Origin of the sequence: Streptomyces sp. NPDC058864 (assembly GCF_042742985.1) — a bacterium.
In the GTDB taxonomy this organism is placed as follows: domain Bacteria; phylum Actinomycetota; class Actinomycetes; order Streptomycetales; family Streptomycetaceae; genus Actinacidiphila.
Genome location: NZ_JBHYMQ010000023.1, coordinates 15328 through 26665, shown reverse-complemented (window position 1 = coordinate 26665; position 11338 = coordinate 15328). Strand labels below are relative to the sequence as shown.

The 11338-nt window shown below is 73.6% G+C and carries 11 protein-coding genes; 6 read left to right on the top strand and 5 right to left on the bottom strand.

Features of this window, described 5'->3' with window-relative positions:
- Positions 1-13: 13 nt before the first annotated feature.
- Positions 14-454: a hypothetical protein gene (locus tag ACFW3D_RS19370; RefSeq protein WP_500505403.1), complete on the bottom strand. Its 441-nt coding sequence runs from the start codon at positions 452-454 to the stop codon at positions 14-16.
- 325 nt (positions 455-779) lie between these two features.
- Between ACFW3D_RS19370 and ACFW3D_RS19365 the strand changes: the two genes are divergently transcribed.
- The 4 genes from ACFW3D_RS19365 to ACFW3D_RS19350 all read left to right on the top strand — a co-directional run bounded on the left by ACFW3D_RS19365 (position 780) and on the right by ACFW3D_RS19350 (position 5059).
- The gene (locus ACFW3D_RS19365; protein WP_500505402.1) at positions 780-3407 is read left to right on the top strand and encodes a sensor histidine kinase; all 2628 of its coding nucleotides are present in this window, start codon (positions 780-782) and stop codon (positions 3405-3407) included.
- Positions 3404-3826: a roadblock/LC7 domain-containing protein gene (locus ACFW3D_RS19360; protein WP_500505401.1), complete on the top strand. Its 423-nt coding sequence runs from the start codon at positions 3404-3406 to the stop codon at positions 3824-3826. Before ACFW3D_RS19365 ends, ACFW3D_RS19360 begins: the two co-directional genes overlap by 4 nt.
- 10 nt (positions 3827-3836) lie before the next feature.
- On the top strand, positions 3837-4229 hold the full coding sequence (locus ACFW3D_RS19355; protein WP_500505399.1) for a DUF742 domain-containing protein: 393 nt from the start codon (positions 3837-3839) through the stop codon (positions 4227-4229).
- A 224-nt stretch (positions 4230-4453) separates the two neighbouring features.
- On the top strand, positions 4454-5059 hold the full coding sequence (locus ACFW3D_RS19350) for a GTP-binding protein (RefSeq protein WP_500505398.1): 606 nt from the start codon (positions 4454-4456) through the stop codon (positions 5057-5059).
- A 34-nt stretch (positions 5060-5093) separates the two neighbouring features.
- Here the strand turns inward: ACFW3D_RS19350 and glpK are convergent, their stop codons facing one another.
- From glpK to ACFW3D_RS19330, 4 genes are all read right to left on the bottom strand, one after another.
- Positions 5094-6650: a glycerol kinase GlpK gene (glpK, locus tag ACFW3D_RS19345; protein WP_500505397.1), complete on the bottom strand. Its 1557-nt coding sequence runs from the start codon at positions 6648-6650 to the stop codon at positions 5094-5096.
- Positions 6651-6657: 7 nt separating this feature from the next.
- On the bottom strand, positions 6658-7389 hold the full coding sequence (locus tag ACFW3D_RS19340) for an MIP/aquaporin family protein (protein WP_500505396.1): 732 nt from the start codon (positions 7387-7389) through the stop codon (positions 6658-6660).
- A 152-nt stretch (positions 7390-7541) separates the two neighbouring features.
- The gene (locus tag ACFW3D_RS19335) at positions 7542-8738 is read right to left on the bottom strand and encodes a lipid-transfer protein (protein WP_500505395.1); all 1197 of its coding nucleotides are present in this window, start codon (positions 8736-8738) and stop codon (positions 7542-7544) included.
- Positions 8735-9196, bottom strand: a complete 462-nt coding sequence (locus ACFW3D_RS19330) for a Zn-ribbon domain-containing OB-fold protein (RefSeq protein ID WP_500505394.1) — start codon at positions 9194-9196, stop codon at positions 8735-8737. Before ACFW3D_RS19330 ends, ACFW3D_RS19335 begins: the two co-directional genes overlap by 4 nt.
- Positions 9197-9380: 184 nt before the next feature.
- Here ACFW3D_RS19330 and ACFW3D_RS19325 point away from each other — a divergent pair, with 184 nt between their 5' ends.
- Both ACFW3D_RS19325 and ACFW3D_RS19320 read left to right on the top strand, forming a co-directional pair.
- Positions 9381-10307 carry an NUDIX hydrolase gene (locus tag ACFW3D_RS19325; RefSeq protein WP_500505393.1) on the top strand — a complete coding sequence of 309 codons (927 nt, stop codon included), beginning with the start codon at positions 9381-9383 and terminating at the stop codon, positions 10305-10307.
- Positions 10304-11320, top strand: coding sequence for a molecular chaperone DnaJ (locus tag ACFW3D_RS19320; protein WP_500505392.1), 1017 nt, complete (start codon positions 10304-10306; stop codon positions 11318-11320). Before ACFW3D_RS19325 ends, ACFW3D_RS19320 begins: the two co-directional genes overlap by 4 nt.
- Positions 11321-11338: the final 18 nt, after the last annotated feature.

Sequence of the window (11338 nt, the reverse complement as noted above, 5' to 3'; positions counted from 1 at the left end):
CGGTGCGGGTTCCTCAGGCGGTACGGGCGCCGGTGCCGGAAAGGTGCCGGCCGCGTTCGGCGTCACGGTCCTCGGACCGCGCCCGCCGCCGCTCCCGCCGGCGCTCGCGGCGCAGCCTGCGGGCCGCGCTGCTCGGGCTGGACACCACGCCGTTGCGCTGGTTCCAGACCTGGCGGGTGATCCACACGTCCAGCACCGCCCAGGTGGCGAGGACGGTGAAGGCTATGGCGGTGAGCATCGCCGGCGCCGCGAGCCAGGACTCGCCGGCGGTGCCCAGCGCGGCGATCACCGCGGCGATCAAGGTCAGTGAGACGACGAGCACGGCCCGCACGGCCGCCCGGCGCACCGGGTCGGGCATGCGTGGCCTCCCCACGGGCTCCTCGACCCACAACGGCCGCCGGGCCTTCCGCGGCGGAATGTCCCGATCCAGTGCGTCCTCGACGAGGTCGTCCATGAAATCTGCTCCCCTGCGGCATACCGGTGCTGCGGTGCCGGATCCCCGATGTCCGACTCCAGAGTGGCTGCCCGGTTTCCGCCGATGAATGCCTTCCGCATTCCGGAGCACCCCCTCCCCGCCTGTCATACGCCGGAGACGCCCCTCGGGTTCCCTGTGCGCTGCATTTCGGCCAGCCCTGCGGGCTGTTCATCCGTACTAATCGGGTCGTCCCGGGGCAAGAGCGGAAGCGGGGCTTTCGGATTGGTCATGCGGCAGTAGTAGGCTCGCGCCGTTTGCAGTCGGAACACGACAGCCCTTGACCGGGTTTGACGTTGGGGAGGCCATGCGCTTTCGCGGTACGACGATCCGGCGGAAGATCGTGGCACTGCTGCTCATTCCGCTGGTGTCCCTCACGGCCATCTGGGCCTTCGCCGCGACCCTGACCGGGCGTCAGGTCTGGGGCCTCTTCGGCGTCGAGCAGACCGTCAACGAGCTCGGCTACCCGGTCGAGGACAGCATCCAGGCCCTCCAGCAGGAACGCCGTTCCGCCATGCTCTACTTGGCCGATCCTCGACGGTCCGACGCCCGCGGCACCCTGCTCGCCCGGGAACGCGAGACGGACAAGGTGATCGCCCGGCTGCGTGACAACGCGCGCGTCGTCGGCAACCGGGAACGGCTGACCTCCGACTCGCTGCGCCGGCTCGACCTCGTCGTGCGCGGGTTCGGCGCCCTGGAGACGCTGCGCGACAAGGTCGGCAAGAGCAGCATCACCCGCAACGACGCCTTCGGCGCGTACAGCGGCCTCTTCGACCCGGCCTACGCCTTCCTGGACTCGCTGAACCCGATCAACAACGCCGCCATCGACAAGCAGGGCCGCGCCCTCATCCAGGTCACCCGGGCCCGCGAGGCGCTCAGCCAGGAGGACGCCCTCATGGTGGCGGCCATCGCGGCGGGCCGCATGAGCGCGGCAGAGATGCGCTCCTTCACCTTCGCCGTCGCGGAACAGCGCGCCTACTACGCGGACAACCTGCACCTGCTGACCGACGACGAGCGCACCATATATGACGCCTACTGGGCCGGCCCCTCCGGCCACGCCCTGCGCGCCGCCGAGGACGCGGTCATCTCCGCCGGCGCCTCCGGCGCCCCCCAGGCCGCGGACCGGGTGTCCTGGCAGACCACGGCCGGAACCGCGCTCACCGACCTCGGCCGCATGGGCGTCGAGGCCGGCGACCTGCACAAGAAGCGAGCCGAACCGATCGGCATGCGGCTGGTTGCCACCGCCGCGATCGCCGGCGGCCTCGGCCTGATCGCGGTCGTCGCCTCCGTCATCGTCTCCATACGCATCGGCCGCAGCCTCATCGTCGACCTGTCCCGGCTCCGCAAGGAGGCCCAGGAGGTCTCCGGCACCAGGCTGCCGCGCGTCATGCGCCGGCTCGCCGCGGGCGAGGAGGTCGACGTAGAGACCGAGGCGCCGCGGCTGGACTACCCCGACGACGAGGTCGGCCAGGTCGGCAAGGCCGTCAACACCCTGCAGCGGGCCGCCGTCGAGGCAGCCGTGCGCCAGTCCGAGATGCGCCGCGGTGTCTCCGATGTCTTCGTCAACCTCGCCCGCCGCAGCCAGGTGCTGCTGCACCGCCAGCTCACCCTGCTGGACGCCATGGAGCGGCGCACCGAGGACCCGCAGGAACTCGCCGACCTCTTCCGGCTCGACCACATGACCACCCGCATGCGCCGCCACGCCGAGGGCCTGGTGATCCTCTCCGGCGCCGTGCCGTCCCGGCAGTGGCGCAAGCCGGTGCAGCTGATGGACGTGGTGCGGGCGGCCGTCGCCGAGGTCGAGGACTACGAGCGGGTCGACGTGCGCCGGCTCCCGCGGCTCGCCGTCACCGGCCACGCCGTCGCCGACCTCACCCACCTCGTCGCAGAACTCATCGAGAACGCCACCGTGTTCTCCCCGCCGCACACCAGCGTCCAGGTGCACGGCGAGTCCGTCGCCAACGGCTTCGTCCTGGAGATCGACGACCGCGGTCTCGGCCTCACCCCCGATGCCATGCTGGAGGCGAACCTCCGCCTCGCCGAGACCCCCGAGTTCGAGCTCTCCGACACCGACCGGCTCGGCCTCTTCGTGGTCAGCCGGCTCGCCCAGCGCCAGGGCGTCCGCGTCTCGCTCCGCCAGTCCCCGTACGGCGGCACCACGGCCGTGGTCCTCGTCCCGGCGTCGCTCCTGACCGAGCCCGGCGAGGAGCAGCCCGGGGAGCCCCTCGACGAGGCGGTCGCGGAGGCCGCCGCGGAGGACGGGACGGCAGCGGCCGACCAGGACGAGCCGCGGGTCAGACCCATGTCGGCCGCCACCGAGCACAGCTTCCGCCAGTGGGGTCTGGCCCCGGAGCCGGACGACGAGCCGCGCGAGCACCGGCCGCACGTCACCGGGACCGACGGGACGCCGGCGCCGGCCGGCGCACGCGACGCGGCCTCGAAGGCCGCCCCGTCCCTGGCACCGGGCGACGGCCTCACCGTACTGCCGCGCCGCCGCCGCACCCCGGTCCTGGTCGCCGAGAACGGCCGCGCCGTGGGCGAGGCGCCCCGTCCCGACGAACCCGCGCCGCAGGAGGAGCCCGCCGTGCCCGTGCCGCAGCAGGAGCCCGCCGGCGCCGGACTGCCCCGCCGGGTCCGCCAGGCCAGCCTCGCCCCGCAGTTGCGCGGCGACTCCACCACCCAGACGCGTACCGCAGCCGCCGACGGCGCGGACGACGACGGCGGGCGCGAGCGCTCGCCCGAGGAAGTGCGCGACCGCATGGCCTCACTGCAGCGAGGATGGCTGCGCGGCCGCGCCGACAACGCCGACGACCTCGGCACCGACGGCACCGACGGCACCGACGACGTTCGCCCCGCCGACCGTCCGGGAACCACCCCGGCGGAGCGCGGCGGCGACAGCACAACCAGAACCACCACGGAGGGGAACGGTCCATGACGGCACCATCGAGCGCGACCCGCGAGCTCAGCTGGCTTCTCGACGAACTGGTCGGTCGCGTGGCCAGCATCCGCAAGGCGCTGGTGCTCTCCAGCGACGGCCTGGCCACCGGCGCTTCCGAAGGCCTCACCCGTGAGGACGCCGAGCACCTCGCCGCCGTCGCCTCCGGCTTCCACAGCCTCGCCAAGGGCGTCGGGCGGCACTTCGAGGCCGGCAAGGTCCGGCAGACCCTCGTGGAGCTGGACGAGGCCTTCCTGTTCGTCACCGCCGCCGGCGACGGCAGCTGCCTGGCCGTGCTCGCCGACGCCGACTCCGACGTCGGGCAGGTCGCCTACGAGATGGCGCTGCTGGTGAAGCGGGTCGGCGTGCACCTCGCGACCGCGCCGCGCACCGACGACGACGCGGCGCGGGCGGTGTGACGAGTACGTCATGAGCTCCGAAGCGGACCGCTGGTACGACGACGACGCCGGGCCCGTGGTGCGGCCCTACGCCATGACGCGCGGCCGTACCAGCCACGCCGCGGAAGCCCGGCTCGACCTGATCGCCCTGGTGATCGCCGAGTCCCGCAGCGCGGACGATGACGCCGACGTCGACCGCACCCTGTCGCCCGAGCACCTCGACATCGTCGAGCTCAGCCGGGAGCAGCCGATGTCGGTCGCCGAGCTGGCGGCCGACCTCGACCTGCCCGTGGGCGTCGTCCGGGTGCTCGTCGGCGACGTCCTGGAAGCCGGCCTGGTCCACATCAGCCGACCCGTCCCGCCGGCGGAACTGCCGGACGCCGGGCTGCTCCGCGACGTCATCGACGGCCTGCGCGCGCTCTGAACCCACCGGGGGCACCGTGCGGGCACACCGGCGCCCGTGCGGTGCCCCGTCATCTTCCCCGGGGTCCCGCGATGGCGCCGCTGACCGGTAACGGCCCCGGGACCGCTGGCAGTTGTGCGGTCGGACCGTAGTAATGTTCCACTGCGCAGCTGATCCCCCGACGCAGTCCCTAGGACCCAGGATGCCTCTGACCTGTGTAAACGGCACGACCGGAGGAGTGAGCCATGGCCTTCGGACGCTCTGAGAGCCGCCTTTCCCCCGTCGAGCCCGTCACGCTGAAGATCCTGGTGGCCGGCGGCTTCGGCGTCGGCAAGACCACGCTCGTCGGCGCGGTCAGCGAGATCCGCCCGCTGCGCACCGAGGAGACGCTCAGCGAGGCCGGGCGGCCCGTCGACGACACCGCGGGCGTCGAGGCCAAGCGCACCACCACCGTGGCCATGGACTTCGGCCGGATCACCCTCCGCGACGACCTGGTGCTCTACCTGTTCGGCACGCCGGGCCAGGACCGCTTCTGGTTCCTGTGGGACGAGCTCGCGCAGGGCGCCCTCGGCGCGGTCGTCCTGGCCGACACCCGGCGCCTGGAGGACTGCTTCTCCGCGATCGACTACTTCGAGCGCCGCGGCATACCCTTCGCCGTTGCCGTCAACGTCTTCGACGACTCCGAGCGGCACCCCGCCGACACGGTGCGCGACGCGCTCGACCTCGACCCGGAGGTACCGCTGGTGATGTGTGACGCACGGGACCGCGCCTCCGCGAAGAAGGTGCTGATCACCGTGGTCGAGCACGCGGCCCAGGTGGCCGGCGACCGCAGGACGGCCGCCGCCAACTGAGCCGCGCGCACCGCGGGTGCGGGCGCGGCGCCGGTCAGCCCACGGCGGCCGGCGCGGGGCCCTCGTCCTCGTCGTCGTCCTGCCAGCCGAAGCTCCGCTCGACCGCCTTCTTCCAGCGGCGGTACTCCTTCTCGCGGGTCCTCTCGTCCATCCGCGGCTGCCACTCGGCGTCCTTCTGCCAGTGCGCCCGCAGCGTGTCCAGCCCGTCCCACACGCCGGTGGCGAGCCCCGCGGCGTAGGCCGCGCCCAGTGCCGTGGTCTCCGAGATCCGCGGTCGCACCACGGGAACGCCCAGCACGTCCGCCTGGTGCTGCATCAGCAGGTCGTTGGCCGTCATGCCGCCGTCGACCTTGAGCCCGGTGATGTGCACGCCGGAGTCCTGGTACATCGCGTCGACGACCTCGCGGGTCTGCCAGCTGGTCGCCTCCAGCACCGCGCGCGCCAGGTGGGCCTTGGTCACGTACCGGGTCAGGCCGGTGATCACGCCGCGTGCGTCGGAGCGCCAGTAGGGGGCGAAGAGCCCGGAGAAGGCGGGGACGATGTACGCGCCGCCGTTGTCCGGGACGCTCGCCGCCAGCGCCTCGATCTCGTCGGCCGCGGAGATGATGCCGAGGCTGTCGCGGAACCACTGCACCAGGGCGCCGGTGATGGCGATCGACCCCTCCAGGCAGTAGACCGGCGCCTCCCCGCCCAGCCGGTAGCCCATCGTGGTGAGCAGTCCGTTCTTCGACGGCACGGGCCGGTTCCCGGTGTTGAGCAGCAGGAAGCTGCCCGTCCCGTAGGTGTTCTTGGCGTCGCCCGTCCCGTAGCAGGCCTGGCCGAAGATCGCGGCCTGCTGGTCGCCGAGGGCCGAGGCCACGGGCACGCCGCCCAGCTGGCCGACCGCGGTGCCGTACACCTCGGAGGAGGAGCGGATCTGCGGGAGGACCGCCTCCGGGACGTTCATCGCGGCGAGGATCGCCGGGTCCCACTCCAGCGACTCCAGGTTCATCAGCATCGTGCGGCCGGCGTTGGTGACGTCCGTGACGTGGACGCCGCCCTCCGTGCCGCCCGTCAGGTTCCAGATCAGCCAGGAGTCGATGGTGCCGAAGGCGATCTCGCCGTTCTCCGCGCGGCGGCGCAGCCCCGGCACGTTGTCCAGCAGCCAGGACACCTTGGGGCCGGAGAAGTAGCTGGCCAGCGGCAGCCCCGTGGACTCGCGGAAGCGGTCCTGGCCGTCCTGGCCGCCCAGCCGCTCGCACAGCGCGGCGGTACGGGTGTCCTGCCACACGATCGCGTTGTGCACCGGCCGGCCGGTGGTGCGGTCCCACAGCACGGTGGTCTCGCGCTGGTTGGTGATGCCGAGCGCGCTGAGCTGGTCCGGGCGCAGCCGGGCCTTGGCGAGCGCGCCCGCCACCACGGCCTGCACCTTGGCCCAGATCTCGGTGGCGTCGTGCTCCACCCAGCCCGGCTTGGGGAAGATCTGGCGGTGCTCGCGCTGGTCGAGCGCCACGATCGACCCGTCGGAGTCGAAGACGATGCAGCGGCTGGAGGTCGTTCCCTGGTCGATGGCGGCCACGTATCGGGTCGCCGTGCCGGACGTATCGGTCATGACCGCCTCACTTGAACGCGACGTTGTAGATGAGACCGGACAGGGCACCGCCGATCAGCGGACCGGCCACCGGGATCCAGGCGTAGGTCCAGTCGGACGTGCCCTTGAAGGGGATCGGCAGGACGGAGTGGACGATGCGCGGCCCGAGGTCGCGGGCCGGGTTGATGGCGTAGCCGGTGGGGCCGCCGAGGGAGAGCCCGATGCCGGTCACGAGCAGTGCCACGATCAGCGTGCCGGTACCCGTCTCGCCGAGGCCCTTGCTGAGGCCGAAGGCCAGGATCGGCAGGACGAGCCCCATGGTGGCGATCGCCTCCGTGAGCAGGTTCTGCCACCAGACGCGGATCTCGGGGACGGTGGAGAAGATGGCGAGCGTGGGCTGGCGGGTCTCCTCGGCGCGGTTCGCCGCGAACTGGCCGTAGTACACCAGCCAGCACAGGACGGCGCCCAGCATCGCGCCGATGATCTGCCCGGCGAGGTAGACCGGCACCTGGCTCCACTTGCCGGAGCTGATGGCGACACCGAAGGTGACGGCCGGGTTCAGCTGCCCGCCGGACAGCGGGCCCGCGGTGTACGCGCCGGCCAGGACCGCGAGGCCCCACCCGAATGAGATCACGATCCACCCGGATGCCCGGGCCTTCGAGTGGTGCAGGAGCACCCCGGCCACCACGCCGGCGCCGAACAGGATCAGGATCGCCGTTCCGATGATCTCGCCGACAAAGACGTCTCCGTTGGAATACATGACGGCTCCTTCGTGCGGGCGCACGTGTCGGGCATGCGCCGCCAGAGAATGGCGCACGGAGACGCGGGTACGGAGGTCCCGCCTCCCGCCCGGCCTCCGCGCCACCCGGAAGTGTTGTCCCGGGGTGATGGAGCGTCAAGGTATCGGACGGATCACCTGATTACGACCACCGACGAGCCGTGCCCGAACAGGCCCTGGTTCGCCGTCACCCCCACGCGGGCGCGCGCGACCTGCCGGGTCCCCGACCGTCCGCGCAACTGCCCGGTCAGCTCGCACACCTGGGCGAGCGCCTGGGCGGGCACGGCCTCCCCGAAGGAGGCGAGGCCGCCGCTGGGATTGACCGGAATCCGCCCCCCGAGCGCCGTGGCCCCGTCGCGCAGCAGCTTCACCGCCCCGCCCGGCAGGCACAGGCCCAGGTCCTCGTACCAGTCCAGCTCCAGCGCCGTCGACAGGTCGTACACCTCCGCCAGGTCCAGGTCCTCCGGGCCGATGCCGGCCTCCTCGTACGCGGCGCGGACGACGGCCGCCCGGAAGCCCTCGGCCGGCTCCCCGGGTGGGACCGTGAGGGCGGAGTCGGTGGCGATGTCCGGGAGGTCGGGCACCGTGCGCGGATAGACCGGGGTGACGGTCGAGACCGCGCGGATGCGCACCGGGTCGGCCGTCGCACGGCGCCGGGCGAAGTCGAGGCTGGACAGGACGACGGCGGCGCCCCCGTCGGAGGTGGCGCAGATGTCCAGCAGCCGCAGCGGGTCGGCGACGACCGGGGAGGCCGCCACCTCGGCGGCCGTGACCGGCGTCCGGTAGCGGGCGAGCGGGTTCGCGGCGCCGGCGGCCGCGTTCTTCACCTTGACCTGGGCGAAGTCCTCGGGCGTGTCGCCGTGCAGCGCCATGCGGCGGCGTGCGTACAGCCCGAAGTACGCCGGGTTGGTGGCACCGAGCACGCGGAAGCGCAGCCAGTCGGGGTCGTCGGGCCGGTCGCCGCCGGCGGGCGCGAAGAAGCCCTTGGGGGCCGCGTCCGCGCCCACGACCAGGGCGGTGTCCACCAGGCCGGCGAGGATCCGCGCCCGGGCGGTGTCGAGGGCCTGCGCTCCGGAGGCGCAGGCGGCGTAGACGCTGGCCACCCGGGCGCCCTGCCAGCCCAGCGCCTGTGCGAAGGCCGCCCCCGCGACGTAGCCGGGGTAGCCGCCGCGCACCGTGTCCGCGCCGACGACCAGCCCGACGTCGCGCCAGTCCAGTCCCGCGTCGGCGAGCGCGGCGCGCGCCGCCACGACCCCGTACCGCGTGAAGGGCCGGCCCCACTTGCCCCAGGGGTGCATGCCCACGCCGAGCACGGCCACGTCGCGGTTCATCGTCCGCCTCCCACGGGGCGCCAGTGCCAGGTGGTCCAGGTGTGCTCCGCGTCCTCGTGCAGCACGCCGGGCACCAGTTCGACCTCCATGCCGACGGCCAGATCGGCCACGCCCGTCCCGGGTGCGGCCTGCCCGAGCACGATCATCCGCTCCGCCGTCAGCTCGACCGCCACCAGGGCGCGGGGCTCCCAGGGGAGCGAGGGATCGGAGAAGTAGGGGGCGGGCGGGCGGTAGCGGGCGTCGGTGTACGACCAGATCCGGCCCCGCCGGGACAGCGGGACCTCCTCAAGGTCCTCCTCCGTGCCGGGGCAGGCCGGGTTGCGGCAGGCGTGGTCCTCCCGGGGGAAGAACACCGCGCCGCAGCCGCGGCAGCGGGTGCCCAGCAGCCGGAAGTCACCGCCGTCCGCGGTGTCCTGCGTGAACCATCCCGCCACAACGGGTTTCCGTGACCGCGCCACGGCCGGCCCCCTCCCCAAACGATCTGACGGAACGTCAGAAGTGTGCCACGGGTGGGGTGCGCCGCGAAACGGGATGGACGCTGTCGGTGCCGGGTGTTAAGTTCTTCTCGTAGCGAGAAATACTCGAAGTGAGAACAACTTCGGGTGGGAGCAGCCCGGAACGACCGGCGAGGGGTGGCGCACGATGGCAGACCGGCAGGGTGAGGACGCGTTCCTCGCCGCCTATGACCCGCGCGCCTTCGAGCCCATCGCCGTGACCGTCGACGTCGTCGCCCTGACCCTGCGCCAGGGTGCCCTGCACGTCCTGCTGGTGCGCCGCGGGGGCCCGCCGTACGAGGGCGCCTGGGCACTGCCCGGCGGCTTCGTCCAGGCCGGCCGCGAGTCCCTGGACGAGGCGGCGGCCCGCGAACTGGCCGAGGAGACCGGGCTCGACGCGGCACGCGGCCTCGGCCGCGTCCACCTCGAACAACTCGGCTCCTACGGCCGCCCCGACCGCGACCCGCGCATGCACGTCGTCTCCGTCGCCTACCTCGCCTTCGCCCCGGACCTCCCCGAGGCGCAGGCCGGCAGCGACGCCGCGGCGGCCGAGTGGGTGCCCGTCGAGGCACTCGCACCGCAGGGGAACCCGGACGCCGCCACCGAGCGTCCCAAGGAGCAGGACCGGCCGGCCGGGATCCACGGGGGTGGTTCCGGCCGCCGGTCCGGCCGGGCGTCCGTCCTCGGAACCGGCCACGACACGGGAGACGGCACGGGCGAGGACACGGGCCTCGTCGCCCGCCTCGCCTTCGACCACGGCACGATCCTCGCCGAAGGTCTCGACCGGGCCCGCGCCAAGATCGAGTACACCCCGCTGGCCACCGCCTTCCTCGGCGAGGAGTTCACCGTCACCGAGCTCCGCTCGGTCTACGAGGCGGTCTGGGGCCGCGCCCTGCACGCCGGGAACTTCCACCGCAAGGTCCTGTCGGTGCCGGGATTCGTCGAGTCCACCGGCGCCACGGCCGGCCGCGGCGGTGCCAAGGGCGGCCCCCGGGCCCGTCTCTACCGCGCCGGCGACGCCCGCCTCCTGCACCCCGCACTGCTCCGCCCCGACCGTGAGGACAGTGTCCGATGACCGCCACGACGCGCTCCGCGTCCGCACACCGTGTCCGCACCTTCGACGACGCCCTGGCCGCCCTCCGCCGGCCGTTCCCTGCCGACGCCGGCGAGGCCGCCCGGCACTACCGCAGGCTTGCCCGCCTCCTCCACCCCGACACCGCCCCGCCCGGCCGCGCGGACGAGGCCGAAGCGGCCTTCGTCCGGCTCACCGCCCTGTGGCGGCGGCACTCCGGCGGCGGCCAGGCCCTCACCACCGCGGGCGGCGTGTACCCGCTGGGGCCCGTCCTCGCCGAGGGCGACCTCGCCGTGCTGCGCGCCGCCGGGCCCGGCACCGTGCTGAAGATTCCGCGCCGGCCCGCCGACAACGACCTGATGGAGCGTGAGGCCGACGCCCTCACCCGGCTGCACACCGTCGGCGACGCCCGGCACCACGCCTACGCGCCCCGGCTGGCCGAGTCCTTCCGCCACCGCGGCCCCGACGGCACCGAACGCCGCGTCAACGCGCTCCAGCGGCTGCGCGGCTTCCACACCCTCGCCGAGGTCCGGACGCTGCACCCAGGCGGCCTCGACCCGCGCGACGCCGCCTGGATGTGGCGCCGTCTGCTGGTCGCCCTCGGCTGGGCGCACCGGGCCGGCCTGGTCCACGGCGCCGTGCTGCCCGAGCACGTCCTCATCCACCCCGCCCAGCACGGTCTCGTACTCGTCGACTGGTGCTACTCCACCGAGCGCGGCGCGACCGTCCCCGCCCTCGTGGAGCGGCACCGCGCCCTGTACCCGCCCGAGGTCCCCGGTCGGCGCCCCGCCACCGAGGCCACCGACATCCACCTCGCCTCGCGCTGCGTCGAGCAGTTGATGGGGGACCGCGCGCCGCGTCCGCTGAGCGCCTTCCTCCGCGGCTGCACGCTCCCTTCCGAGGCCCGCCGCCCGCACGACGCGTGGCGGCTGCTCGCGGATCTCGACGAGGTCCTGGAACGCCTCTACGGCCCGCGCGCCTTCCGCCCGTTCGCCATGCCGGGCACCGGCACCTGACACCCGTCACCAAGGGGG

Excerpts from the sequence above, each read along its gene's own strand:
- ACFW3D_RS19340 (WP_500505396.1), bottom strand. The coding sequence starts at position 7,389 with ATGTATTCCAACGGAGACGTCTTTGTCGGCGAGATCATCGGAACGGCG.
- glpK (WP_500505397.1), bottom strand. The coding sequence starts at position 6,650 with ATGACCGATACGTCCGGCACGGCGACCCGATACGTGGCCGCCATCGAC.
- ACFW3D_RS19320 (WP_500505392.1), top strand. The coding sequence starts at position 10,304 with ATGACCGCCACGACGCGCTCCGCGTCCGCACACCGTGTCCGCACCTTC.
- ACFW3D_RS19370 (WP_500505403.1), bottom strand. The coding sequence starts at position 454 with ATGGACGACCTCGTCGAGGACGCACTGGATCGGGACATTCCGCCGCGG.
- ACFW3D_RS19325 (WP_500505393.1), top strand. The coding sequence starts at position 9,381 with ATGGCAGACCGGCAGGGTGAGGACGCGTTCCTCGCCGCCTATGACCCG.
- ACFW3D_RS19350 (WP_500505398.1), top strand. The coding sequence starts at position 4,454 with ATGGCCTTCGGACGCTCTGAGAGCCGCCTTTCCCCCGTCGAGCCCGTC.
- ACFW3D_RS19365 (WP_500505402.1), top strand. The coding sequence starts at position 780 with ATGCGCTTTCGCGGTACGACGATCCGGCGGAAGATCGTGGCACTGCTG.
- ACFW3D_RS19360 (WP_500505401.1), top strand. The coding sequence starts at position 3,404 with ATGACGGCACCATCGAGCGCGACCCGCGAGCTCAGCTGGCTTCTCGAC.
- ACFW3D_RS19335 (WP_500505395.1), bottom strand. The coding sequence starts at position 8,738 with ATGAACCGCGACGTGGCCGTGCTCGGCGTGGGCATGCACCCCTGGGGC.
- ACFW3D_RS19355 (WP_500505399.1), top strand. The coding sequence starts at position 3,837 with ATGAGCTCCGAAGCGGACCGCTGGTACGACGACGACGCCGGGCCCGTG.